We start from the raw sequence: 25,243 nt of genomic DNA on the forward strand, positions 1-25,243 counted from the left end.
GGACACTCCATGGAATTGACGACGGTCTGGTTCATCGCCATCGCGGTCCTGTTCACCGGGTACTTCATCCTGGAGGGCTTCGACTTCGGCGTCGGCGCCCTGCTGCCGGTCCTCGGACGCGAGGACCGCGAGCGCCGCGCCCTCATCAACACCATCGGCCCGGTCTGGGACGGCAACGAGGTCTGGATCATCACCGCCGGCGGCGCCATGTTCGCGGCCTTCCCCCACTGGTACGCGAGCCTGTTCTCCGGCTTCTACCTCCTGCTGTTCATGATCCTCATCGGACTCATCCTCCGCGGGGTCGCCTTCGAGTACCGCGGCAAGGGCGAGACCGACCGCTGGCGCCGCGGCTGGGACCGCTGCATCGTCGTCGGATCGGTCGTCCCCGCGTTCCTGTGGGGCGTCGTGGTCGCCAACATCGTCCGCGGCGTCCCCCTCGACGCGAACTTCGACCACACCGGCTCCTTCTGGGGCCTGCTCAACCTCTACGCGATCCTCGGCGGCCTGACGACGCTCCTGCTGTTCACCGCCCACGGCGCCTACTTCCTGCACCTCAAGACCGCCGGCGAGATCGCCGAGCGCGCCCGCAGGGTCGGCCTGCGCACCGGGGCGGCCGCCGCCGTCCCCGCGCTCGCGTTTTTGATCTGGACCCAGATCGCCTACGGCAACGCCGTCACGCTGATCCTCATCCTCCTGGCCGTCCTCGCGCTGCTGGCGGGCCTCGCGCTCGACTACACCGGCCGCGGCGGCTGGGCCTTCGCGGCCACCGCGCTCACCATCGGCCTCGCCTCCGCCGCGCTCTTCTGCGCCCTCTGGCCCGACGTCCTCCCCTCTACTTCGGACCCCGCGAACACGCTCACGCACCAGAACGCCGCCGCGACCGCCAAGACCCTCGGCATCATGACCTGGGCCGCCCTCGTCTTCCTGCCGATCGTCCTGCTCTACCAGGGCTGGACGTACTGGGTCTTCCGCAAGAGGGTCGCCGTCGAGAGGATCCCCGCCTGATGACCACGCTCGCACCGAAGCCCGCCGGCGCCTTCGACCGCCGCCTCCTGCACCGCGCCCGCGGGTCGGCGGCCTACATCGGCGTGTGCGCCGCGCTGGGCCTGGCCCAGACCGCGTGCGTGGTCGTCGGCGCGTGGCTCATCGCGGGCCTCATCGCGGGGGCCTTCGCCGGCGGCGAGGACCTCGCCGCCCTCGCCCCGCGGCTGCTGTGGCTCGGGGCCGTCCTCGCCGCCCGCGCGCTCCTGGCCTCGGTCCAGGAGGCCGCCGCGCACCGCGCCGCCGCCGGGATCAAGTCCGGGCTGCGCCGCCAGGCGCTCGAGCGGCTCATGCGCCTGCCCTCCGGCCGCCACCACTCCGGCGAGACCGCCGCGCTCCTGGTCCGCGGCCTCGACGCGCTCGACGCCTACTTCGCCCGCTACCTGCCCCAGCTCGTCCTGGCCGTCCTCGTGCCCGTCGCCGTCCTCGCCGTCATGCTCGCCGCCTACCCGCCCGCGGCGCTCATCGTCCTGGTCACGCTGCCGCTCATCCCCATGTTCGGCATCCTCATCGGCCTGTACACGCGCAGACGGGCCGAACGCCAGTGGGCCTCGACCGCGCACCTCGCCCACCACTTCGCCGACCTCGTCGCCGGACTGCCCACCCTCAAGGCCTTCGGCCGCGCCGCCAAGCAGACCGGCGCGATCGCCGCGACCACCGGCGCCTACCGGCGCCGCTCGATGGCTCTGCTGCGCATCGCGTTCTGCTCCGCGCTCGTCCTCGAACTCGCCGCGAGCCTGTCGGTGGCCGTCGTCGCCGTCACCGTCGGCGTCCAACTCGTCGGCGGCGGCCTCACCGGCGTCATCGGCCTCCAGACCGCCCTGCTCGTCCTCATCCTCGCCCCCGAGGCCTACCTGCCGCTGCGCAACGTCGGCGCGCACTACCACGCCAGCGCCGAGGGCCTCGCCGCCGCCGAACAGGTCTTCGCGATCATCGCCGAGGAACCCGAACGCGAGGACCGGCCCGAACCGCCCGCGCCCGCGACCGGCGCCGTCACGGCCGCCACGGCCCTCACCAGCGCCCCCGCCATGCGCACCACCCTCGACCGCGCCCCCACGATCATGTTCCGCCGCACCGTCTTCGCCTATCCGGGCCGCGACGCGCTGCCCGAACGCAGCCTCACCGTCCCCGCCGGGCGCACCACCGTCCTCACCTCCCGCTCCGGCGCCGGCAAGTCCACGCTCATGGCCGCCCTGGTCGGCTTCCGCACGCCCGTGTCCGGCTCGATCGCCTTCGACGACACCGACCTGGCCGATCTCGACCTCGCCACCGTGCGCCGCTCCATCGCCTGGCTCCCGCAGCGCCCGGTCCTCATCGACGGCACCGTCGCCGACAACGTCCGCCTCGCCGTCCCCGGCAGCGCCTCCGACCCCGCCGTAGCCAGGGCCCTCGCCGCCGCCCACGCCCCCGCCGCGACCCGCCGCGTCGCCGCCGGCGGCGCGGGGCTCTCCGCCGGCGAGGCCGCCCGCGTCGGCCTCGCCCGCCTCCTGCTGCGCGCCGACCTCCTCGACCCGCCCGTGCTCCTCCTCGACGAACCCACCGCGCACCTCGACGCCGACACCGAGCACGCCGTGCTCGCCTCCCTCGCGCCCTACCGCGAAGACCGGACCGTCCTGATCGCCTCCCACCGCCCCGCGGTGCGCGCGATCGCCGACCGAGAGGTGGACTGGTGACCGACACCGAACTCACCAAGGCAGCGCCGAACCCGAGCCTTCGCCGCCTCACCCTGTGGCGCAACCCGATCGCCCTGCGCCTCGGCCTCGGCGCGGGCCTTGGCGCCCTCTCCCAGCTGAGCGCCCTCGCGCTCCTCGCCGTCGCCGCCTACCTCATCTCCCGCGCCTGGCAGCAGCCCCCGATCCTCTACCTCATGGTCGCCATCACCTCGGTGCGCCTGTTCGGCATCAGTCGCGGCGTCCTGCGCTACACCGAACGCCTCGTCTCCCACGACGCCGCCTTCCGCGGCCTCGAACGCCTCCGCATCGCCGTCTGGCGCAAACTCGTCCGCCTCGCCCCCGCAGGCGTCCCCGTCTGGCGCACCGGCGACCTCCAGGCCCGCCTCGTCGACGACGTCGACGGCGTCGGCGACCGCTGGCTGCGCGGCGCCCTCCCGCTCACCAGCGCCCTCGCCGTCGCCGCCTGCGCCGTCGCCCTCCAGACCGCCCTCCTGCCCGCCGCGGGCCTCCTCCTCGCCGCCGCCCTCCTCACTGCCGCCCTCGCCGGACCCGCCCTCGCCTCCTGGTCGGCCCGCGCCGCCGTGCGCGCCACCGCCGACGCCCGCGGCGACCTCACCGAAGGCGTCCGCTCCTGCCTCCACGGCCGCGAAGAACTCGTCGCCGCCGGCACCGACGCCGCCGCCCTCGAACGCGTCCTCGAAAGCGACGAGCGCCTGCGCCGCGCCGACGCCCGCATCGCCTGGACCGCCGGACTCGGCCAGACCCTCGTCCTCGCCGCCATGGCCGCCGCCGTCTGCGGCGCCCTCTGGACCGGCATCCCCGCCGTCGCCGCCGGCACCCTCGACGGCGTCCTCCTCGCCTGCCTCGCCCTCGTGCCCCTCGCCGCCTTCGAACCCGTCCTCGCCCTCCCCGCCGCCGCCCAGCAGACCGCCGCCGCCAAAGCCTGCGGCCGCCGCCTGCTCGACATCACCCGCGCCACCGAACCGCGCCCCGACCCCGCCGAACCCATGGACTACGAACCCAACCCCCTCGGCGGCCCGCCCTTCGTCGCGATCAAACGCCTCAGCGTCACCTGGCCCGGCGCCGAAGCCCCCGCCCTCTCCGGCTTCGACCTCACCGTCCAACCCGGCGAACGCGTCGCCGTGACCGGCCCCTCCGGCTCCGGCAAGTCCACCCTCGCCGCCGCCCTCATGGGCTTCCTCCCCTACGAGGGGAGCCTGCGCTTCGGCGGCGTCGAACTCGCCGAATACGGCGGCGACGACCTCCGCCGCATCGTCGGCCTCTGCTCCCAGGACGCCCACATCTTCGACACCACCCTCGCCGAGAACCTCCGCCTCGCCCGCCCCGCGGCCGACGACGAGGCCCTCGCCCGCGCCCTGCGCTGGGCCGGCCTGCGCGACTGGCTCGACGCCCTCGAACGCACCGGCAACGGCCTCCGCACCCGCCTGGGCGAACACGGCCGCGCCGTCTCCGGCGGCGAACGAGGCCGCATCGCCCTCGCCCGCTGCCTCCTCGCCGACCGCGAAGTCCTCATCCTCGACGAACCCGACGCCCACCTCGACGCCGCCACCGCCGACCGCGTCCTGCGCACCGCCGCCGCGGCCCTCGAAGGCAAGACCGCCATCATCATCACCCACCGGCCCCTGCCCGACGGCATCGTCGACCGCGTCGTCCGCCTCGACCCGTCCCTGCCCGCGCCGCGCGCCGCCGCGAACCCCGCGACCGCCGCCACCTCGCTATCGTCATAGGAGAGCGCACGCACCGATCACGGCGTGCGCGAACCCGAAGGCGATGTGTAGACTCCCAACCCGGTGCCGCCGCGAACGTCCCGCGGCACCGAGCGGGCCCGACCGGCGCCCGCCGCATCCAGAACACTCACTAAGGCATCAGCGGTGAACACGACTGCGCACCAGCCCGAGGTCCCCCGATCCGGGCAGCGCTGGCCCGAGGGCTGGACCAAACTCCACGTCTACCTGACCGACCTCGACCAGGTCAAGGCGGTCGCCGAGTCCTACCGAGACGTCATCGACCGCACCGACGGCGACCGGCCCGTCCCGCACGAATGGCTCCACGCCACCGTCGCCTCCGTCGAATGCGACGCCGCCGACATCGACGAGGACACCCGACAGTGCCTCATCGAACGCCTCCGGGAGAGCGCCGCCGCGATCCCCGCCTTCCCCCTCACCATCGGGCCCGCACTGGCCGCCACCGGCGCCATCATGCTCGACACCTTCCCCGACAACCAGTTCGAGCGGCTCAAGAACGCCTGCGTCGCCTCGATCGACGCCGTCGTCGCAGGCCGCGTCGCCCGCCCCGGCGGCGGCCCCGGCCACGTCTCCCTCTCCTACCGCTCCGACGAGGTCGGCGTCGACCGCCAGCGCGGGGCGATCCAGAACCGCCTGCGCGACGTCAGGCCCGGTAGGACGGAGATCACCGTCACCGGCGTCGACCTCGTCCGCGTCATCCAAGCCGAGGACGCCTCCACCTACACCTGGGAGCACATCGCTCGAATCCCCTTGGGCGCCTAGGCAAAAGGCCGAACCCACGGACGCCGCCACGCGCGGCGCCCGAAACGATTGACCCTTGAGACGCGAATCCGACACCGAAACGTCACCGGCCTGTGGCCTACTGTTGAGGCATGTGTCAGAGCCAGGACACGCGGCGTTCAGGCACGGTCACCGAAGACCAGCCCCCTTGACCGACAGCACCCGGTAGCACCGGGCGGCGGCGCCACCCCTCGGCTCGGCACATGGTCCACGCAGCAGTCCCCGGTCAACCCGGAGCGGCCCAAAGCCGTCAGTGTCAGGAGGTGTCGATTGTTCGCAGCCAATGACCGTCGTATCGCAACCCGTTCGACCGCATTCGTCCCCCCGCTCGATGAAGCGGCGGAGCTGAACGAACCCCGTCTTTACGAGCGCGGCCCCGTCGGCCCGCCCTCGGGCCGCACCGAGGTCACCGAACCGTACGGGTTCTTCACCGACCTCGCCTCCGGCCACCTCCTCCACGACGGCCACATCCGGCCCGCCTACGCCCTCACCGCACCGACCCCGCTCGAAGTGTGGCGGCGCAACCTGGAGATCGTCACCGCGATCCTCACCGCCGCCGGCGTCGACCACTTCGCCGTGCCCGGCTTCAGCCTCACCCGCCCGGTCCTGGCCACCGCCGCGGCCGACCGCCAGCGGGTGTGCACCGCGCTGGCGATGCTGTGCGATTCGACCGGCGGGCGTCTGACGGTGCCCGAGCCGGCGTTCCGCGAGTCCGAGCTGGGCCTGGACCGCCCGCAGTGGGCCCGCCGGGCCGACATGGGGGACGTGCCGCTGGTGCGCGCCACGTGGCTGTGGACCGACCCTGGCCGCGACCTCGTCTTCGGCGAGGACTACGGCTGCGACATCGAATTCTGGTCCGACACCGGCGACGGCCACCTGCTGGCGCCCCGGCACAACCGCATCGGCCCGGTCGTCCGCGCCGACGGCGCGATGGTCTCGGCCCCCGGGAACCTCTTCACCGCGCTCGCGAGCGGTCCTCGCACCGCGCTGCCGCGCGTCCAGACGCGGTCGGAGTTCGCCCGGCCCGCCCCCGACCACGTGGACTTCCCGATCGACGTGGTCTACACGTGGGTCGACGGCGCCGACCACGCCTGGCTGCGCCGCCGGGCCGAGGCCGGCCACACCCCGTACCACGCGGAGTCGGCGAACGAGGCGCGGTTCCTCGACCGCGACGAGCTGCGGTTCTCGCTGCGCTCGCTGCATCTGAACGCGCCGTGGGTGCGCCACGTGTATCTGGTGACCGACCGGCAGCGTCCGCACTGGTTGGACGCGGAGGCCCCGGGGTTGACGGTGGTCGACCACCGGGACCTGTTCGACGACCCGGACTGCCTGCCGACGTTCAACTCGCACGCGATCGAGACGCAGCTGCACCGCATCGAGGGGCTCTCGGAGCACTTCCTGTACTTCAACGACGACATGTTCATCGGCCGCCCGGTCGGGCCGCAGTTGTTCTTCGAGCCCAGCGGGCTCTCGCGGTACTTCCCGGCGCAGACGTTCATCGGGATGGACCCGGTGAGCCGGGCGGACACGCCGCCGAACGCGGCGTTCAAGAACGACCGGGCGCTGTTGGAGCGGGCCTTCGGGCGCACGATCTCGCGGATGATGAAGCACGTGCCGTACCCGTTGCAGCGCAGTGTGCTCGCGGAGGTCGCGAAGGAGTTCGACGAGGACATGGCGCGGACGGCGCGCAGCGCGTTCCGGGACGTCACGGACGTCTCGACGGTGACGCTGCTGCACTACTACGCGTACTTCTCGGGCCGCGCGGTCGTCGGGCAGGCCCGCGACGCCTACGTGGAGCTGGGGATGGCGGACGCGGCCGAGCGGCTGGAGCTGCTGCTGGAACGGCGCGACCGCGAGACGTTCTGCATCAACGACGCCGGGCTGGCCCCCGAGGTGGCCGAGGAGCGCTCGGCGATGATGGGCCGCTTCCTGGAGGCGTACTTCCCGGTCCCGTCCCCGTACGAGCGGGCGGTGGCGCTGTAGACGGCCGGGGGCCCGGACCGACCGGTCCGGGCCCCCGCGCCGCTCACTTCAGGCCGCGCCGCTCCAGCAGCGGCTCGATCTCGGCGTCGCGTCCGCGGAACCGCCGGTAGGACTCCATCGGGTCGATGGAGCCGCCCTTGCTGAGCAGGAACTCGCGGAAGTGGTCGCCGTTCTCGCGGGTGAGGCCGCCGTGCTCCTTGAACCATTCGACGGTGTCGGCGTCGAGGATCTCCGACCAGATGTACGAGTAGTACCCGGCTGAGTAGCCGCCGGCGAAGATGTGCGCGAAGTAGCCCGAGCGGTAGCGCGGGGCGATCTCCTCGAGCCCGATCCCGGCCGCTTCGAGCGCGGCGCGCTCGAAGTCCTCCACGGCCTTCGCCGGGTCCTCGCCGCCGCCCGGGACCTCCTCGGGAGTGAGGCGGTGCCAGGCCTGGTCGAGGATGGCCGCGGCGAGGTACTCGGTGGAGGCGAAGCCCTCGCCGAACTGGCCGGAGGCCTCCCACTGGTCGAGCAGCTCGGCCGGGGCGGCCTCGCCGGTGCGGTGGTGGCGGGCGTAGTTGGCGACGACCTCGGGCCACTGGCGCCACATCTCGTTGACCTGCGAGGGGTACTCGACGAAGTCGCGCGGCGTGGAGGTCATCGAGGTCTTCGGGTACCGGCAGGCCGACAGGAGCCCGTGGAGGGCGTGCCCGAACTCGTGGAACAGCGTGGTCGCGTTGTCGACGGTGATGAGCGCCGGCTGGCCCTCGGCGGGCGCCACGATGTTGAGGTTGTTGACGACCACGGGCCTGTCGCCGGTGAGGTCCGACTGGACGACGAGCGGGTTCATCCACGCGCCGCCCTTCTTGGAGTCGCGCGTGAAGAAGTCGCCCACGAACAGCCCCAGCGGCTCGCCATTGTCGAAGACCTCCCACACCCGCGCCTCGGGGTGGTACCCGACGAGGTCGGGCCGCTCGGCGAAGGTCAGCCCGAACTCCTTCTCGGCGGCGTAGAACACGCCGTCGACCAGGACCCGGTCGAGTTCGAGGTAAGGCCGCAGGGCCTCGGCGTCGAAGCCGTACTTGGCCTGGCGGACCTTCCCGGCGTAGTAGGACCAGTCCCAGGCCGCGAGGGTGAAGTCGCCGCCTTCGGCGTCGATGACCTCTTGGAGCTCGGCGGCCTCGCGGCGCGCGTTGCGCACCGAGGCGGCGGCGAGCCCGGCGAGGCGCTCGGCGATGATCTGCGCGTTCCCGGCGGTCTGGTCGGCGGCGATGTAGGCGGCGTGGTGCTCGTGGCCGAGCATCCGGGCCTTCTCCGCGCGCAGGCGCACCATCGCCAGGAGCGTCTCGGCGTTGCCGCCGCCGCGGGCGATGGTGGCCTTGTAGAGCCGCTCGCGCAGCGGCCGGTGCTTGAGGTCGGCCAGGTAGGGGTGGACGCTGAAGTTCGACTGGGTGATGAGCCAGCCTTCGAGGTCGCGGTCGGCGGCGGCCGCGGCGGCGGCGATCTGGTCCTCGCTGAGGCCCTCGAGCTCCTCGCGGTCGGTGACGTGGACGGCCGCGGCGTTGATGTCGCCGAGGATGCCCTGGTTGAACTTGGCCGACAGTTCGGCCAGTTCGGTGTTGATCCGGGAGAGGCGCTCCTTGCCGGCGTCGTCGAGCGCGGCCCCGCCGCGGACGAACTCGGTGTGGTAGCGCTCGAGGAGGCGCTCGTCCTGCTCGTCCAGGCCCAGTTCCGCGCGCCGGTTCCACAGGTCGTCGAGGCGGGCGAACAGGGCCGCGTTCAGGTGAATCTTGTCAGAGTGCGCCGCGAGCTTGGGGCTGATCTCGGTCTCGATCGCCTGGAGCTCGTCGTCGGTGTCGGAGGAGTTCTTGTTGTAGAACGCGATGGTGACCCGCTGGAGGGTGCCCAGGCCGGTGCGCTCCAGGGCGACGACGGTGTTCGCGAAGGTCGGCGCCTCGGGGTCGGTGGCGATCGCGGCGACGGCTTCGAGCTGCTCGGCCATGCCCGCCTCGAACGCCGGGAGGTAGTGCTCGGCCTCGATCGCTTCGAACGGGGGGAGCTGGTAGGGGAGTTCGGAGGGGGTCAGGAACGGGTTCTCGGTCACGGAGGCTCCTCGCTGCGGTGGTCGTCGCCGCCCGCGGCCCCGCGCCGGTCGGCGGGCGTGTGCGGGCGGTGGCCGAATCCTATTCCGGCCGCTTGCCGTCCGGCAAGCTCATTGGAATAGCGGGCGACAACTTCACCGAACGGGCCCGGGCCGGATTAATATCGGCTCCATGCCTGATACGAGTCCGCTGTACGTGGCCAGCGACGTCCACGGCCACTACGATGCGCTCGTCGAGGCGCTGCGCGATCGCGGACTGGTCGACGGGGACGCCCGATGGTCGGGCGGCGACGCTCGCCTGTGGATCCTCGGGGACCTGTTCGACCGCGGCGAGGAGGGCGTGGCCGTGGTCCGGCTCCTGCGCGACCTCGCCGACCAGGCCGCCGAGGTCGGCGGCGGCGTGGACACCCTCATCGGCAACCACGAGGTGCTGGTGCTCGGCTCCCGCCGCTTCGGCGACGTGGCGTTCACCGACGTCGACGGGCAGGCCCGGCAGTTCCTCCACTGGTGGGTCCTCAACGGCGGCTTCGAGGACGAGCTGGGCGATCTCACCGAGGACGAGGTGCGCTGGCTGGAGACGCGCCGCGCCGTCCACGTCGCGGGCCGCTCGCTGCTGGTGCACGCCGACACCGAGTCCTACCTCGGGTACGGGCGGACCGTGGAGGCGGTGAACGCCGCGATCGGCGCGATCATGGCCGCCGACGAGCCCGAGGAGTGGTGGCAGCTGTTCCGGGAGCTGACCCGGCGCCACGAGTTCATGGGCGCCGACGGCCCCGACCGAGTGAAGTCGATGCTCCGCTCGTTCGGCGGCGAGGAGATCGTCCACGGCCACTCGACGATCCCGGACACGACCGAGCTGGAGCCGAGCGAGGTGACCGAGGCCCGCCGCTACTGCGACGGCCTGGCCCTCAACGTCGATGGCGGCGTCTACCAAGGCGGCAAGTGCCTGGTGGTCCGCCTCGACTGAGCCCCGCTCCGTGCGGAAGCACCGCGATTCGGTCGACCGCCGTGGCCCGAGCCCCGTTCCGCGCGGACCGCGTTCCTCGCGCCGCCGCCCGGCTCGACTGCGCCCTCTTAAAAGCGATACGCCGCCCGGACGGGACCAGTCGACGGCAGGTCCGGGCGGCGCACCGCGGCATACGGAGGGGTCCGGTCTTCGAGCGCGCCGCCCGATCTTCGCGGACCGGACGGCGCACCACCGGGGGGAACGGGCGGCGCCGCAGCGCCGGAGGCGCCGCTGCGGGTCAGCCGGGCGCCGCCCTGGCTCGTGTCAGTCCTCGCCTCGCCGCTGGACGAAGGACAGGCCCATGACCGGCGGGGGAGTGGCGGTGCGCCCGGCGTGCGACTCCATCCACAGGCTCACGGCGACGGCTGCGCCGACGCCGATGGCCGCCCAGCCGGCGAGCGCGGAATGGGCGCTCGCGTAGCCCACGGCGGCCGCCGCAGCGGTCGCGACGGCCGCGATGAGGAAGGCCCTGCGGAAGGCGCGAGGAGGTTCGCGGCGCTCGGGGACTCGGTGATGTCTCATATCCGACACAACGATCCAGGCCCTTGAATCGACACGTTGCATGTGCAGATTTCCTGCCTTCGGGCGATCGAAACCGGTCAAAACCCCATATAACAGGCGGTGTCCCTCGTGGAGTGGGAAACACTGTAGTGGCGGTCCGCCACAGCGTGATATTGGCAGCTGGCGACCGTTGTGCGCGAACGGAAAAGACGGTAAACACATAATGTCGGGACGCCCAGGGCGGGCACCGCCGGCGCCGCGACGGCGGCGCCGGACCGCACGCGGAGCACGAGACCGCGAGCCGCTGACGCGCCGCAAGGCGCCCGACGCCTCGATCGCGACTGCACGGCCGCGAAACGGCACGTCGGAGCCGGACCCGAACGGGCCCGCACCGCGCCGCCGCTCCACCAGAGCGGCCCGCACCGGAAAGCCGCCTGCGAAGGAGGCCGACACAACCGAATACGACACCGCAGCGACGGGAGACCATCCCGAAGTCCACGTGTAACTCCTATATAGACGGTGGGGTCTGAAATGGAGTCCGAAACGCAGCCCATGGGGCGGCGCGTCGCCTACTGGCGACAACGCAGAGGCATGTCCCAGCAGGTCTTCGCCGACCGCATCGGCAAGTCCAAGAGCTGGGTCGACAAGATCGAACGCGGCGTGCGCCGCCTCGACAAGTACTCGGTCATCACCGAACTGGCCGAATCGCTCAGCATCGACGCCGCGCAACTGCTCGGCCGCGAACCCAAACGCCGACCCGGCATGGGCGGCTGCCTCGACCAAGTCGAAGTCGAGTCCATCCGCCAATCCCTCGAACGCTACGAACGACTCGGCCGCTTCCTCGAAGCCGCCCCGATCGACCCGACGCCCATCCCCGAACTGCGCGGCGCCGTCAACTACTGCTGGCTCGCCTTCGAGAAAGGCCACTACCCGGTCGTCGCCCGATCCCTCATCCAACTCCTGCGCGACACCCCCGTCGCCGAGGACCGACCCGTAGGCGGCACCAGCGCCGACGCCGCCGAACTCATGACCCAGGTCTACCAGATCGCCTCCACCGTCCTGCGCAAACTCGGCGAGGCACAACTCGCCTGGCTCGCCGCAGACAGGGCCATATCCGCCGCCAACCGCGGCAACGACCCGCTCCTGGCCGGCATCGCCACCACCCGGGTCGCCAACGCGCTCAGAGCACTCGGCCGCTACCAGGCCGCACTCGACCTCAACGTCCAAGTCGCGCACGGCCTCATCTCCGAGACCGGCGGCGAGGCCTCCAGCCCCGCCGAAATCAGCGTCTACGGCACCCTGCTCCTCCAAGGGGCCATGGCCGCCGCGCTCGCCGGCGACGGCACCACCAGCGCCGACCTGCTCGACAGCGCCTCCCGGGCGGCCAACATCCTCGGCCGCGACGCCAACTACTACTACACCTCGTTCGGACCCACGAACGTCATGCTCCACCGCGCGGCGGCCTTCGTCGAACTCGGCGAAGGCGGCGACGCCCTCGCCGTCCACGACCGGATCCCGCCGGCCGCGCTGGCCGACCTCGTGGCCGAACGCCGGGCGCACCACTACCTGGACATGGCGCGGGCCTGCGTCCAGATCGGCGACATCGACCTGGCCGGGCGCCACCTGGTGACCGCCGACCGGAACGCGCCCTCCGAGATCCGGTGCCGCCCGATGGCGATCGAGCTGATCGACCAGATCCTGCACCGCACGAAGGGCGAACCCGCCCAGGACATGCGCCGCCTCGCCGAAGAGGTCGGCGCCCTCAACTAGCCGCGGCTGCACCGGAAAGGTGCGAAGGGTCGCCCGGAGCCGAAGCTGCTCCGGCTCCGGGCGCCCCTGCACCGCCGCCGCGAGCCGAACGATCCGAAATAGAGTGAACGACGCGTTCACTGCCGCTCCGATCAGCGCCCGCGCCGACACCGGGACCCGTTCGCGCCCGCGCCTCAATACACTCGTGGCATGCGCACGCTCAGCGAGATCACCGCCGCACTCGACGACCTGTACCCGCGCCGCTGGGCCGAGTCCTGGGACCGCGTCGGCCTCGTCTGCGGCCGCGGCGGCAACTCGGTCCGCAAGATCCTCTGCGTCGTCGACGTCGTCCCCGAGACCGTCATCGAAGCCATCGAAGGCGACTGCGACCTCATCGTCGCCCACCACCCCCTCCTCCTGCGCGGCGTCTCCAGCCTCGACCCCGCCGCCGACTACAAGGCCGACCTCGTCCACACCCTCATCGAATCCGGCATGGGCCTCTACGTCGCCCACACCAACGCCGACGTCGCCGTCCCCGGCGTCTCCGACGCCCTCGCCGACCGCCTCGGCCTCACCGACCTGCGGCCCCTGCGCCCCCTCACCGGCCCCGAACACGACGGCACCGGCCGCGGCACCGGCCGCATCGGCCGCCTCCCCGTCCCTCTCACCCTCACCGACCTCGTCGAACGCGTCGTCAAGGCCCTCCCGCCCACCGCCTGGGGCGTCCGCGCCGCCGGCGACCCCGACCGCCGCATCAGCACCGTCGCCGTCTGCGGCGGCGCCGGCGACTCGTATCTGGCCGACGCCGCCGCAGCCGGAGCGAACGCCTACCTCACCGCCGATCTGCGCCACCACCCCGCCAGCGAACACCTCGCCGGAAGCGGCCCCGCGCTCATCGACGCCGCCCACTGGGCCACCGAGCGACCCTGGCTCGATACTGTTGCGGAGCAACTGTCCCGTCTCGTCGAAGACGTCACCGTCTCCGACATCGACACCGATCCGTGGACCATCCACCAGAAACCCGGGGTGAACTGAGTTGAAAGCCGACCTTTTCGATCAGCGCCGACTGCTCGAACTCCAGGCGGTCGACACCCAGCTCACCCAGCTGGAACAGCGCCGCCGCAAACTCGACGCCGACCCCGCCCTCGCCACCGCGACCCAGCGCCTGCGCGGCCTCGGCGACAAGGCCGCCCACCTCTCCGGCGACCTCGCCGACCTCGACCGCGACATCGAACGCGTCGAACGCGAAGTCGAACTCGTCACCCGCCGCGCCGAAGGCGACCGCACCCGCATGGCCTCCGGCGCCGCCACCGCCAAAGAACTCGAAGGCCTCCAGAGCGAACTCGAATCCCTCGCCCGCCGCCAAGGCACCCTCGAAGACGACCAGCTCGAACTCATGGAACGCCGCGAAAGCGTCGAGACCGAACTCGAGACCACCCGCGGCCAGGTCGAACAGGCCCGCGAGGCCCTCGCCCGGATCGAAGCCGACCGCGACCGCACGATCGCCCAGATCGACGCCGAGACCGACGACGCCGGGTCCACCCGCGAAGCCCTCAAGATCGCCGTCCCCGACCGCCTCGTCGAACTCTACGAACGCATCCACGCCCGCCAGCCCATCGCCGCCGCCGAACTCGTCGGCCGCCGCTGCGGCTCCTGCCGCATCGAGAAGTCCCCGGCCGACATGATCCCCATCAAGGCCGCCCCCATCGACGAGGTCCTGCGCTGCGAGGAATGCGGCTGCGTCCTCATCCGCACCGAACTCCCGCAATCGAAGCCGACCACCCTCGCCTCCGAGGAAGAACTCAAGAAGTACACCTAGCCGACGCGGCCCTCCCGCACCGCGAACGCGAACCGATCGCCCCCGGAAGCGAGAACGCGAAGGGCCGCAAAGTGTCGTAGCCCCGGCATAGCCTTGAACCAAGGGGTCCCCCGGGCGGACATTTCGGATATGTCGTATATGCGAGAAGGTGGGTCGCGTGATGCGCCCCACCTTCTCGTCTACGTCTAAGCCTTGCTGAGTCTAGGCCTTGCTGAACTCCGCCCAGCGCGCCACCAGATCCGTCGCCGCGCCCCCGTCGATCGCCTTCGCCGCCAACGCCAGATTCGCGCCCAGCAGACCCCGGCGGATCTTCACATCATGCAGATCCACCCCGTCGATCAACCCCTGCCGCGACGCCAGCGCCGCCGCCGCGTTGATCAGCACCGCGTCCCTCACCGGGCCGGTCCTACCCGCGAACACCTCGCGCGCGACCTTCGTGTTGAACCCGATGTCGCCGCCCCGCAGCGCATCCGGACCCGCCTGCACCAGCCCGAACTCCTCGATGTCGATCGAACCCTGCGAGACCCGGCCCCCCGAGGCGATCCACTCCGACGTCGTCGCCGACGTCGAGATCTCGTCCAGACCGTCGTCACCGCGCACCACGAACACCGAAGCGCCCCGCGCCGCGAACACCTGCGCCATCAAAGGCGCCTTCACCGGGTCCGCGCAACCGATCAGACCCGCCGCCGGCTGCCCTGGATTCGTCAACGGACCCAAGAGATTGAAGACGGTGGGGATGCCCAGCGCCGCCCGAACCGGACCCGCGTGCCGCATCCCCGGATGGAACGTCCGCGCGAAGCAGAACCCGATCCCCACCTCGCGCACCGACGCCTCGACCCGCTCGGCCGTAGCCTCCAGGTCCACCCCCAGCGCCTCCAGCAGGTCCGCCGAACCCACACTCGACGACGCCGACCGGTTCCCGTGCTTGATCACCGGCACCCCCGACGCCGCGACCACGATCGCCGCCATCGTCGAGATGTTCACCGAATTCGAACCGTCGCCACCGGTGCCCACGATGTCCACCGCGACACCCAGATCCGACAGATCCAACCGCGTCGTCTCCGCCAGCATCCGGCCCGCGATCGCACCGATCTCCTCCGGCGTCTCGCCCTTCGAACGCAGCAGCACCGCGAACGCCGCCAACTGCGCCGGATCGGCGTTCCCCGCGATGATCTCCGCCATCGCCCAATCCGCGCTGGCCTCGTCGAGATGAGCGCCGCTCGAAAGCCGCGCGAGGACATCGGGCCAGGTCGCACTAGACATAAGGACTCCAGTCGAGGAGGGATAACGCGGCGCGCTGCGCCGGCGCCGCGCCCGCTGCGCGGTTGACCAGCAAGTCTACTACCGTCTGCCCCGTCGTCACCGGGTTGAGCGGGTGCATCAGCACCGCGTCCGCCCGCGACCACGCCGCCAGCCAGCGGTCCGCCGCCCGCGCCACCACCACCGCCAGCGTCGGCGGCTCGTCGAACTCATCGCGCAGCTGCCGCGCGATCCCCATGCCGCCCGCCGGCTGCGACTCGCCGTCCAGCAGCACCAGATCGATCTCGAACTTGTCGATCAAGGCCACCGCCTCGAGGTACTCGCCGGCGACGGCGTACTCGATCTTGACCCCCTCGACCGGCTCATCGCCGATGGCCGAGCGCATCTGCTCGATGACTGCGGGTCGATGACTGTAAAGCAGGACCGCGTACTCGGTCGTTGAGGTACTCACGCCTCGCATATTAAACCGGCCACACCGAAATGGGAAGACCGGCGCGGCCACTTCCCGGTCCACGAACGCCCAAAGTAGCCGAACCGGGCATGACCTGCGAACACGGTCCCGAGGACCGGGAGCCTACCGCCGCGCGACACGCGCGATGAACACACCCCATGCGCAGCTTGGGGCCGACGGAACGTAATAATGTGCCCGTGACTGCCGCCGAAACAACTATCGACCCCAGCCGAATCCACTCACTGACACGGCCCAACGTCGTCAGTGTCGGCACCATCGTGTGGTTGAGCAGCGAACTGATGTTCTTTGCGGGCCTGTTCGCGATGTACTTCTCCATCCAGGCCTCCGCGCCGGCGATGTTCGAGGAAGGCTACGGCCACCTCGAGATCCCCTACGCGCTGACCTTCACGGTGATCCTCGTGGCCTCGTCGATCACCTGCCAGCTCGGCGTCTTCGCCGCGGAGCGCGGCGACGTCTTCGCCCTCCGCCGCTGGTTCGCGCTCACCTTCGTTATGGGGCTGGTCTTCCTCCTCGGCCAGATCAACGAGTACCGGAACCTGGTCGCCGAAGGGCACACCATCGCCACCGACGGCTACTGGACCATGTTCTTCCTGACCACCGGCTTCCACGGCCTCCACGTGGCCGGCGGTCTGGCGGCCTTCATCTTCTTCCTCATCCGCTCCACGATGGGGCGCTTCAACCCCGCGCAGGCCACCGCGTCCATCGTGGTGTCCTACTACTGGCATTTCGTCGACGTGGTCTGGATCGCGCTGTTCGCCGTGATCTACTTCCTTCCGATGGCCCAGTACTGACAGACGACCCGCCGCCCGCGCCCTTCGAAAACGCGCTGGCGGCACATGGCAACAGGCCCCGGCCCCGCGCCGAGGCCCATCCGAGAAACGGACGGCCGCCGCCCTTCGCGGCAGCCGGTCGGGCCAAGGCCGAACAGGCTTCGACCCGGTTCGAGAGCTAGATAAAGGTGAGGCAACAACCGTGGCTGCATCAGCGAAACGCCGGCGAGGCTGGCGCAAGCGCCTCGGCGCTCTGGCCAGGTTCACCGGTGCACTGGTCATCGTCGGAGGGCTCTACTCGGTGTTCTCGCCGGGTCTGTACGCCCAGGAGACCGATCCCAACGCCATCGACTCCGAGGTCGTCAAGGGCCAGGAGCTCTACGACACGAGCTGCATCTCCTGCCACGGCGACAACGGCGAAGGCGTCGAAGGGCGCGGACCGAGCCTCATCGGTGTCGGCTCCGCGGCCGTCGAGTTCCAGGTGAACACCGGCCGCATGCCCATGGCGGCCCAGGGCGCGCAGGCCCCCGAGGCGGCCTACCCGGTCTTCACCGAGGAAGAGGCCGAGTGGCTCGGCGCCTACATCGACTACCTCGGCGGCGGCGCGGTGATCCCCTCGGACCTGGACACGCTCGTCGACGACGCGGACGTCGGCGCCGGCGGCGAGCTCTACCGCGTCAACTGCTCCTCCTGCCACGGCTTCTCCGGCGGCGGCGGCGCCCTGTCCTCGGGCGCGCACGCCCCCTCCCTGGACGGCGTCACCAACCTCGAGCTGTACCAGGCGATGCTCACCGGCCCGCAGAACATGCCGGTCTTCGCCGACAACCAGCTCACCCCCGAGCAGAAGGCCGACCTCATCGCCTACGTCCAGTTCATCGTCAACGATGACCGCGACCCCGGCGGCGTGTTCAACCTCGGACGGTTCGGCCCGTCCACCGAAGGTGTGGCCATCTTCCTGGTCGGCATGACCGCGCTCCTGCTGACCACGCTTTGGATTGCAGGTAAATCGTGACCGCCCACAATGACAGTGCCCACGGCGCAGCAGAACGCGAGACCGTCGACCTGAGCGACCCGAAGCTCACCCGGCTGGAGGTCTTCAAGGAGGGTCTGCGCCGCGACGACATCGAGATCATCCACTACGAGCCGCGCTTCGCCAAGCCCGGGACCAAGGCCGAGAAGCGCATGGAGCGCATCGTCGGCGGCCTGTTCCTGCTCTCCGGGCTGTCGGCGACGCTGTTCGTGGCGGCGTACATCTTCTGGCCCTGGGAGTATGAGGGTCCGTCCACGTGGCGCGACCCGCAGACCTGGTACACCCCGATCCTCGGCGTGACCCTCGGCCTGGCCCTGCTGCTGTTCGCGGTCGGGGTGCTCACCTGGGCGAAGAAGCTCCTCCCGATCGAGGAGCTGGTCCAGGACCGCCACGACGGCGGCTCCTCCGCGGAGGACCGGCGCATCGCCGAGGCCACCGTGGACGGCCTCGTGGAGGACATGGGCCTCAAGCGCCGCCCGTTCCTGGTGAAGGCGGCCCTGCTCGGCGCCGCGCCGCTCGGCCTGGCCGCGGTGGCCCCGCTCGGGGCGCTGCTCAAGGACCCGGGCGACATGCTCACCGTCACCGGCTGGAACGCCGAGAAGTACAACGGCGGCGAGCCGATCCGCCTGATGCACAAGGACGGGGCCCTGATCCGCCCCGACATGGTCTCCGTCGGCGGCCAGATCACGGCCTTCCCGGCGATCGACCACGGCGCCTCGAACGAGTTCCCGACCGCGCCGATCCTGCTGATCCACCTGCGGGACGACGACGCGACGATCCTGCACGGCAACCTGTACCCGATGTACCAGGAAGTCGACGCCCTGTGGGGCAACTTCGTGGCGTACTCGAAGATCTGCACCCACGTCGGCTGCCCGACGAGCCTGTACGAGCAGCAGAGCCAGCGGCTGCTGTGCCCGTGCCACCAGTCGCAGTTCAACGTGGTGGACAACGCGGCGCCGGTCTTCGGCCCGGCGACCCGGCACCTGCCGATCCTGCCGCTCAGCGTCGACGACGAGGGCTACTTCATCGCCACGTCGGACTTCCTGGTGCCCCCGGGGCCGGCGTTCTGGAACCGCCCGTCCCTCCCCGAGGAGGATGAGAAGTGAAACGCCGCAAAGGCACGAGCGACAGCCTGCTGACCAAGGCCGGAGGTGAGCTGGACGACCGCTTCAAGCTCGCCGGCCCGGCCCGGGTGCTGCTCAACAAGGTGTTCCCGGACCACTGGTCCTTCCTCCTGGGCGAGATCGCGCTGTTCTCGTTCATCCTGCTGCTGCTGTCGGGCACGTTCCTGGCGCTGTTCTTCGAGCCCTCGATGGCCCACGTGACCTACGAGGGCGCGTACGTGCCGCTCCAGGGCGTGGAGATGACGAAGGCCTACGAGTCGGCGCTGGACATCTCCTTCGAGGTGCGCGGCGGCCTGATCATGCGCCAGATGCACCACTGGGCGACGCTGTTGTTCATGGCCTCGATCCTGATCCACATGCTCCGGATCTTCTTCACCGGCGCGTTCCGCGCGCCGCGCGAGACGAACTGGATGATCGGCATCCTGCTGTTCTGGGTCGGCTTCTTCGAGGGCTTCTTCGGCTACTCGCTCCCCGACGACGGCCTGTCCGGCACGGGTCTGCGCATCATGGAGGGCATGACCCAGTCGGTGCCGTTCATCGGTCCGTGGGCTTCGGCGGCGCTGTTCGGGGGCCAGTTCCCCGGCACCTCGGTCATCTCGATGATCTACATCATCCACGTGTTCATCTTCCCGCTGATCCTCTTGGGCCTCATCGTGGTCCACGTGGGACTCGTGTTCGCGCAGAAGCACACGCAGTGGCCAGGACCGGGGCGCACCGAGCACAACGTGGTCGGCTTCCGGATGTTCCCGAACTACATCATGAAGCAGGTCGGCTTCATGCTGTTCATCTGGGGCGTGATCGCCGCGATGGCGGGCCTGTTCCAGATCAACCCGATCTGGCTGTTCGGCCCGTACGAGGTGGCCGTGGTCTCGTCCGCTTCGCAGCCGGACTTCTACGTCATGTACCTGGACGGCCTGATCCGCCTGTTCCCGGCCTGGGAGTTCAGGGTGCCGCCGTACTTCACGCTGCCGGCGGTGTTCTGGCCGGCGATCGCGGGCATGGGCCTGTCGGTGCTGCTGCCGCTGCTGTACCCGGCGTTGGAGCGGCGCTTCACGAAGGACCGCGGGCACCACAACCTGCTCCAGCGCCCGCGCGACAACCCGGCCCGCACCGGCCTGGGCGTCATGGTCGTGGTCTTCTGGGTGATCGGCACGGTCTCGGGCGGCAACGACGTGTTCGCCGAGAAGTTCCACATCAGCCTGAACGCGATGACCTGGGCCGGACGCATCGGCATCGTGGTCCTGCCGATCATCGCGTACTACGTGACCTACCGGATCTGCCTGGGCCTCCAGCAGCACGACCGCGAGGTGCTCGCGCACGGCCTGGAGACGGGCATCCTGATGCGCGACCCGAACGGCCGCTTCTACGAGGTGCACCAGCCGCTGGCGGAGCCGGACGAGCACGGCCACACCGAGCTGGAGTACAACGGCTGGGTGGTCCCGAAGAAGATGAACCGCGTCGGTGCGCTGGAGCCTGCCGACAAGGGCTTCTTCAAGTCGATCGAGGAGCCGTCGGACAACGGCGGCGCTTCGCGGGACGAGATCGAGTCCGGGAAGCACTAGCACTACTAGGACTGGCATTAGTTGAAGAGGGCCCTGCCGTGAGGCGGGGCCCTCTTTCGTCCTGTGGGTTGGCGGAGGGCGGGGTCAAGGCGGCGGCGACGAATGAGGACGGTTGTCATTCGGGGTCGGTGTTCGGCGTTCGTGGTTCGTGGGGGTCGCGGTCAGGGCGGCAGCGACGAAGGGGTGGTATTCGGTCGGGGTCCGATTGCGGCTTGCCGAATCTTGGCTGTTGCGGTCAAGGCGGCAGCGACGGTGAGGTGGTTATTTGGTGGGGGTTGGATTGCGGCGGTCTGGTCCCATTGACTCGCGGTTCATGTTGCCTCCCTTATCATCTCGAAGCGTATATGAATAGGCCTCATTGGATAGTTCACTCCTTTGGGTGATGCCGTCACCCTCCCCACCTGGCATCATTGATTCAGAACACCAAGTCGAAAAGCAGACGAACTTACGAGTCAGCGAAGGAGGCGAATCCCGATGGCATCCACACTTCCTACAGCGGCAGAACGGCGAGCGGAAGCCGATGCCATCCGCGCCTCCCTGGACGACACCGCCGCACTCGTAAACGGCGCCTACGCCAATGCCCTTCGGCTCGTGATGAACGCCTTCGACCGGAACGTCCACCGCGATCTGGACGGCTTCGCGGCTCAGCGGGACTGGCTCGTATCGAACTTCGACTTCACCGCCTCCGCAGCGGGCAACATCGCCTCGATCGCCAAGCTGTCCACCAAGTTCGCCCTCCTCGCTGACGCCGCGCTCACCGGCTACGCCCGCATCGACCAGGCCGCGTATGCCGCGAACCAGTTGAACAAGACCCCCGCTAGCGCCCTGTTCGCCCGCACTCCTTTCAGGGCCCTGGTGCCTTCTCCCTTCGACCCCGAGACCATGTGCGCCACCCCTGAGGCCCTGGTGTGCGAGTACGCCGCTCACGCTTCCTTCCGGGAACTGCGCCGCCACCTCGCCGAACTGCATGCCGGTTTCGCCGAGGAGGCCGAACTCCTTGACGGACTCGGTGAAGAGTCCGTGCAGCACTTCGAGGTTCAAGAACTCGACGAAGGCGGCATGTGGGCCGTGAACGGGCTCCTCTCGGCCACCACAGGTGCCTTGTTGGACAAGTACCTCAAGACCGCCTGCCCTCCTCCTCGCCAGGACGAGACCGACCAGTACGGCGTTCTCCCTCCCCAGGCGAACCGCAATGCCGAGGCGATGCACCAGTTGCTGGCCGGATACGGCACTTCTCCCGAAGCGGTCACCCGCCACGGGCACACCGCCACTCTTGACTTGACCGTCGACATCGAGACTTTGCAGGGCAAGGACACGGGCCGCCTGCCTCTCCTGGAGGGCCGCCCCATCTCGGTCGCCAGGGCCCGCCTGCTCGCCTGCGAAGCCGGGGTCATCCCTTCGGTGTTCGACTACGCCACTGGCGAAGCCGTGGAGCTGGGCCGAGCCCTCCGACTCCCCAACACCTCCCTGCGCCGCAAGCTGGAGCTTGAGCAGCCTGGAGGGTGCGCTTGGCAGGGTTGCGACCGTCCTGTCGCTTGGACCGAGGCGCACCACATTCAGCACTGGGCCGATGGTGGGCCTACCGTTGCTGAGAACCTGATCCTTCTTTGCCGGTTCCACCACGGCCGCATCCACACCGCGAACTGGTCGGTGACCAAGACCGGTCCCGGCAAGGCCGTGATCGTCCACCACGACCACGCGACCGGCGCTTCCACTCCTTGCTCGACCGATCTGGACCTCATCGAGGCTGACACGATCGACAAGGACGCGCACGGCTGCGGGTGCGCGGACTGGCGCACCGAGGCGGACATGGACGAGGCCTTCGCGGGCGCTGCCAAGAACTTCTTCCCCACTGGGCTGTACGAGTCGGAGTGGTCCGAGGCGATGACTCCTTGGCTGGAGAGCATCGCCGATGATCTGAAGGAGGCCAAGGCCTACTTCGACGGCGGGTCCGAAGCGGCACTGTACAACCCTGCGGGGTTGAGCACCTACCTTGACGATGACTGCACTGATTCCGAAGAGGAAGTACTTCGGGAGCTGAAGCCTCCGCCCGAGGTCTATGGGGTGGGTCGATCGGTGAACGATCTGATCCCCTTCTTAGGCGGCCCGCCGGGGTGGCAGTCCCGGCGGGGGAGGAGCACGTACATCAAGCGCCTCCTAGCTCGAATCTCCCCATGAGATTCGGGCCCATTGCCATGCCCGGCGACCGAATAGCGGGAACACAACAGAGCACCCGGCCCTCATGGCCGCCCTGCCGCGGACCGCCGCAACCTCCCGGCCGCTACTGCACGTCGAAGGATGCAATCACCAAAGGCAGGTGCCTACTCAGGACTAGCGCGTAGGGCGAAGCCGCTGACCTCGCCGAAGTAGTTCCAAGCGATGATGTTCTTTTGTCGCTGCTGCTTTGACCGTGGCCATTGCGGGCATGGAGGTCGAACTGCGGCCCCTCGTTGCAACCTGCTCGTTCGTCGCTGCCGCTTTGACCGTGGCCATTGCGGGGCATGGAAGTCGAACTGCGGCCTCGTTCTCTACCCTGCTCATTCGTCGCTGCCGCTTGAACCCTTACCGACACGGACCGCCGAGGGGCGTCAGAAGCGGTCGACCGTCGTTATGAGTTTTTCGGCCAGCTCATCCGGGTCGAGCTTCTCTCTCGCCAGTGCCAGGTACAGCGAGTCGAGGTCTGGGAAGCCCAGAGACGATGCGACGCCGTGCAGCGGTTGTTCCCCTGCGAGCCCTCGCCCTCGGGCGATCAGCGACCGCCACAGGCGGTTCTTTCCGGCCTTCAGCTCGTCCTCGAAGCGCTGCATCGGGATGATCGGGAGCTCTCCGGTCGAGTCCAGGTCCTCGGTCGCGCCGAACCAGTCGTTGATGTGCAGTTGCGCCTCAGGGGTCTTGGCGTGGTCGAGCCACTGCTTCGAGGGCCCGTAGGGCTGCTCGGTGGTGAGCACCAGTTCCACGGCGTCGCCGTCGCGCAGTGGGCGCGAGAGTGGGGCGATCTCGCCGTTCACGTACGCCGCGATGAGGCGGTGGCCCTTGGACGGTCCCGAACAATAGGCCACGTCGACGGGCGTGGAGGCCTTCGGTACGAGGACCTGCTCGCCGTCCCCGGTGAACACCAGGATGTCCTGGTCGGCGAGGTCGCAGCGGAGCGAGTCGAGGAACTGCCCGGAGTCGGCGACCTCGTGCTGCCAGTCGAGCAGGCGCTGAAGCCAGGGGAGCTGCACCTCGACCGGGTTCGCTGACTGCTTCAGGCCTGCGACGATCCCGATCTCGGCGGTCTCGTGCATCTCCTTGGTGCGAATGAGGAACTCGATCGTGGTGCCGCCCGGACCGGCCACCGCGGTGTGCAGGGACTGGTAGAGGTTGAACTTCTTGGCGGCGATGAGGTCGCGGAACTTGCCGCCGACGGGCTTCCAGAGCTTGTGGATCGCCCCGAGTGCGGCGTAGCAGTCGGTCGGCGGGCCGTCGACGACGATGACCAGGCGCGGCGGATCGGCCGGGCCGGTGCCGGGGTGCTTCTGCATCTCGCGGAAGATCGAGTACGGGTGCCGGGGCCGGTCGAGGAGCCGCGCGGCGACTTTGAACTCGCGCAGCGTCCGGCGCACCTGGGGGGCGATGACGGCGACCTGGCGGCCCCGGTCGGACTCGGAGCCGAGGTGCTCCTTGATCCGCTGGAAGACGTCGGGCTCGAGCGTCTCCAGCACGATGTCCTCGAGCTCGCGCTTGATGACGTAGAGGCCGAGGCGGTCGGCGAGGGGGATGAGGACGTCCTTGGTGGCCTCGGCGATGCGGATCTGGCTGGGGCGCTTCTTGAACTTGATGGTCCGCATGTTGTGGAGCCGGTCGGCCAGCTTGATGACCATGACGCGGATGTCCCGCCCGGCGGTGAGCACGAGCTTGCGGAAGGTCTCGGCCTCGGCCGCCGACCCGAGGTGGATCTTGTCGAGCTTGGTCACCCCGTCGACCATCACGGCGATCTCGTCGCCGAAGTCGCCCCGGAGCGCTTCGAGGGAGTAGCTGGTGTCCTCGACGGTGTCGTGGAGGAGCCCGGCGGCGATCGTGGGGGTGTCCACGCCGAGGTCGGCCAGGATCGTGGCGACGGCGATCGGGTGGGTGATGTACGGCTCGCCCGAGCGGCGGGCCTGGCCCCGGTGCATCTGCTCGGCGATGCGGTAGGCGCGTCGGACCAGGAGCATGTCGGGTTGCTCGCAGTGGGCACGGTGCGCCGCTTCGAGCTGCCCGACCTTGCCCGCGAGGTCCCACGGATCGTCGGGTTTGGCAGAGCGAGTAGCCGAAAGCAATGCGCGCAACATGAAAGCCTCCGATGCCCAAGGTTGACCGCATTCTAGATGTACAACGATTCCCGGTGAGAATCGACACTAGACGCTGTCGGATTTCGGCGGAGCCGCCGCGATCGGCGGATGACACAGCGTACCGGAATCGCGGGCGCCGCCGGAACCGCAAGCGCCGCAGATGAATGCGAGACGGCTCACGTCCGGATTGTCGGAACCCGGGTTTTCGTCGATGCGGACCTCGAGTCGCGCCGGGACTGCGGAGCGTCCCGACGTGCTTCTCAGGATATGGAAAGCGTTGGCAGCGAGGTGAGGGCGACCGTGGCGGCGATGAG

General features: G+C 69.9%; 19 protein-coding genes. 14 read left to right on the forward strand and 5 right to left on the reverse strand.

Going from position 1 to position 25,243, the window contains the following annotated elements:
• Nucleotides 1–9 precede the first annotated feature (9 nt).
• The 5 genes from cydB (at nt 10) to IF12_RS27065 (ending at nt 7,243) form a co-directional block, all read left to right on the forward strand.
• Nucleotides 10–1,005, forward strand: coding sequence for a cytochrome d ubiquinol oxidase subunit II (gene cydB / locus IF12_RS0119135; RefSeq protein WP_030161278.1), 996 nt, complete (start codon nt 10–12; stop codon nt 1,003–1,005).
• Nucleotides 1,005–2,714 (forward strand): thiol reductant ABC exporter subunit CydD, encoded by a 1,710-nt coding sequence (gene cydD, locus IF12_RS23335; RefSeq protein WP_051704612.1) that lies wholly within the window; start codon nt 1,005–1,007, stop codon nt 2,712–2,714. Before cydB ends, cydD begins: the two co-directional genes overlap by 1 nt.
• The gene (gene cydC / locus IF12_RS23340; RefSeq protein WP_051704613.1) at nt 2,711–4,462 is read left to right on the forward strand and encodes a thiol reductant ABC exporter subunit CydC; all 1,752 of its coding nucleotides are present in this window, start codon (nt 2,711–2,713) and stop codon (nt 4,460–4,462) included. The genes cydD and cydC overlap by 4 nt, the downstream gene beginning before the upstream one ends.
• Nucleotides 4,463–4,606: 144 nt before the next feature.
• Nucleotides 4,607–5,242, forward strand: a complete 636-nt coding sequence (locus IF12_RS0119145; RefSeq protein ID WP_030161280.1) for a 2'-5' RNA ligase family protein — start codon at nt 4,607–4,609, stop codon at nt 5,240–5,242.
• Nucleotides 5,243–5,530: 288 nt separating this feature from the next.
• Nucleotides 5,531–7,243, forward strand: a complete 1,713-nt coding sequence (locus IF12_RS27065; protein ID WP_197034801.1) for a stealth family protein — start codon at nt 5,531–5,533, stop codon at nt 7,241–7,243.
• Between the two features lie 43 nt (nt 7,244–7,286).
• Here the strand turns inward: IF12_RS27065 and IF12_RS0119155 are convergent, their stop codons facing one another.
• Entirely contained in the window at nt 7,287–9,326 is a 2,040-nt protein-coding gene (locus tag IF12_RS0119155) for a M3 family metallopeptidase (protein ID WP_035749622.1), read from the reverse strand.
• A 169-nt stretch (nt 9,327–9,495) separates the two neighbouring features.
• Here IF12_RS0119155 and IF12_RS0119160 point away from each other — a divergent pair, with 169 nt between their 5' ends.
• Entirely contained in the window at nt 9,496–10,290 is a 795-nt protein-coding gene (locus IF12_RS0119160) for a metallophosphoesterase (protein ID WP_030161286.1), read from the forward strand.
• Nucleotides 10,291–10,593: 303 nt separating this feature from the next.
• Here IF12_RS0119160 and IF12_RS0119165 read toward each other — a convergent pair whose 3' ends face one another.
• On the reverse strand, nt 10,594–10,851 hold the full coding sequence (locus IF12_RS0119165) for a hypothetical protein (RefSeq protein ID WP_030161288.1): 258 nt from the start codon (nt 10,849–10,851) through the stop codon (nt 10,594–10,596).
• 510 nt (nt 10,852–11,361) lie between these two features.
• Here IF12_RS0119165 and IF12_RS0119170 point away from each other — a divergent pair.
• From IF12_RS0119170 to IF12_RS0119180, 3 genes are all read left to right on the forward strand, one after another.
• Nucleotides 11,362–12,600 carry a helix-turn-helix domain-containing protein gene (locus IF12_RS0119170; RefSeq protein WP_030161290.1) on the forward strand — a complete coding sequence of 413 codons (1,239 nt, stop codon included), beginning with the start codon at nt 11,362–11,364 and terminating at the stop codon, nt 12,598–12,600.
• A 189-nt stretch (nt 12,601–12,789) separates the two neighbouring features.
• On the forward strand, nt 12,790–13,614 hold the full coding sequence (locus IF12_RS0119175) for a Nif3-like dinuclear metal center hexameric protein (protein ID WP_030161292.1): 825 nt from the start codon (nt 12,790–12,792) through the stop codon (nt 13,612–13,614).
• Nucleotide 13,615: 1 nt separating this feature from the next.
• Nucleotides 13,616–14,398 carry a zinc ribbon domain-containing protein gene (locus tag IF12_RS0119180; protein WP_051704615.1) on the forward strand — a complete coding sequence of 261 codons (783 nt, stop codon included), beginning with the start codon at nt 13,616–13,618 and terminating at the stop codon, nt 14,396–14,398.
• 201 nt (nt 14,399–14,599) lie between these two features.
• On the opposite strand, the gene trpD is transcribed toward IF12_RS0119180, so the two are convergent.
• Both trpD and IF12_RS0119190 read right to left on the reverse strand, forming a co-directional pair.
• Entirely contained in the window at nt 14,600–15,661 is a 1,062-nt protein-coding gene (gene trpD, locus IF12_RS0119185; protein WP_030161296.1) for an anthranilate phosphoribosyltransferase, read from the reverse strand.
• A complete protein-coding gene (locus IF12_RS0119190; RefSeq protein ID WP_369807735.1) occupies nt 15,654–16,043 on the reverse strand; it encodes a hypothetical protein in 390 nt (129 codons plus the stop codon). The genes trpD and IF12_RS0119190 overlap by 8 nt, the downstream gene beginning before the upstream one ends.
• 224 nt (nt 16,044–16,267) lie before the next feature.
• On the opposite strand from IF12_RS0119190, the gene IF12_RS0119195 reads away from it, so the two are divergent.
• From IF12_RS0119195 to IF12_RS24390, 5 genes are all read left to right on the forward strand, one after another.
• Nucleotides 16,268–16,921, forward strand: coding sequence for a heme-copper oxidase subunit III (locus IF12_RS0119195; protein WP_197034803.1), 654 nt, complete (start codon nt 16,268–16,270; stop codon nt 16,919–16,921).
• A gap of 181 nt (nt 16,922–17,102) precedes the next feature.
• The gene (locus IF12_RS0119200; protein WP_030161301.1) at nt 17,103–17,912 is read left to right on the forward strand and encodes a c-type cytochrome; all 810 of its coding nucleotides are present in this window, start codon (nt 17,103–17,105) and stop codon (nt 17,910–17,912) included.
• Nucleotides 17,906–19,036: a ubiquinol-cytochrome c reductase iron-sulfur subunit gene (locus tag IF12_RS0119205; RefSeq protein WP_030161303.1), complete on the forward strand. Its 1,131-nt coding sequence runs from the start codon at nt 17,906–17,908 to the stop codon at nt 19,034–19,036. The genes IF12_RS0119200 and IF12_RS0119205 overlap by 7 nt, the downstream gene beginning before the upstream one ends.
• Complete coding sequence (locus IF12_RS0119210; protein WP_030161305.1) at nt 19,033–20,616, forward strand: ubiquinol-cytochrome c reductase cytochrome b subunit; 1,584 nt, start codon at nt 19,033–19,035, stop codon at nt 20,614–20,616. Before IF12_RS0119205 ends, IF12_RS0119210 begins: the two co-directional genes overlap by 4 nt.
• A 474-nt stretch (nt 20,617–21,090) precedes the next feature.
• Nucleotides 21,091–22,794 carry an HNH endonuclease signature motif containing protein gene (locus IF12_RS24390; protein ID WP_030161307.1) on the forward strand — a complete coding sequence of 568 codons (1,704 nt, stop codon included), beginning with the start codon at nt 21,091–21,093 and terminating at the stop codon, nt 22,792–22,794.
• Between the two features lie 410 nt (nt 22,795–23,204).
• Here the strand turns inward: IF12_RS24390 and IF12_RS0119220 are convergent, their stop codons facing one another.
• Entirely contained in the window at nt 23,205–24,929 is a 1,725-nt protein-coding gene (locus IF12_RS0119220; protein ID WP_030161309.1) for a bifunctional (p)ppGpp synthetase/guanosine-3',5'-bis(diphosphate) 3'-pyrophosphohydrolase, read from the reverse strand.
• Nucleotides 24,930–25,243: the final 314 nt, after the last annotated feature.

Source organism: Glycomyces sp. NRRL B-16210 (genome assembly GCF_000719515.1).
GTDB lineage: Bacteria > Actinomycetota > Actinomycetes > Mycobacteriales > Micromonosporaceae > Glycomyces.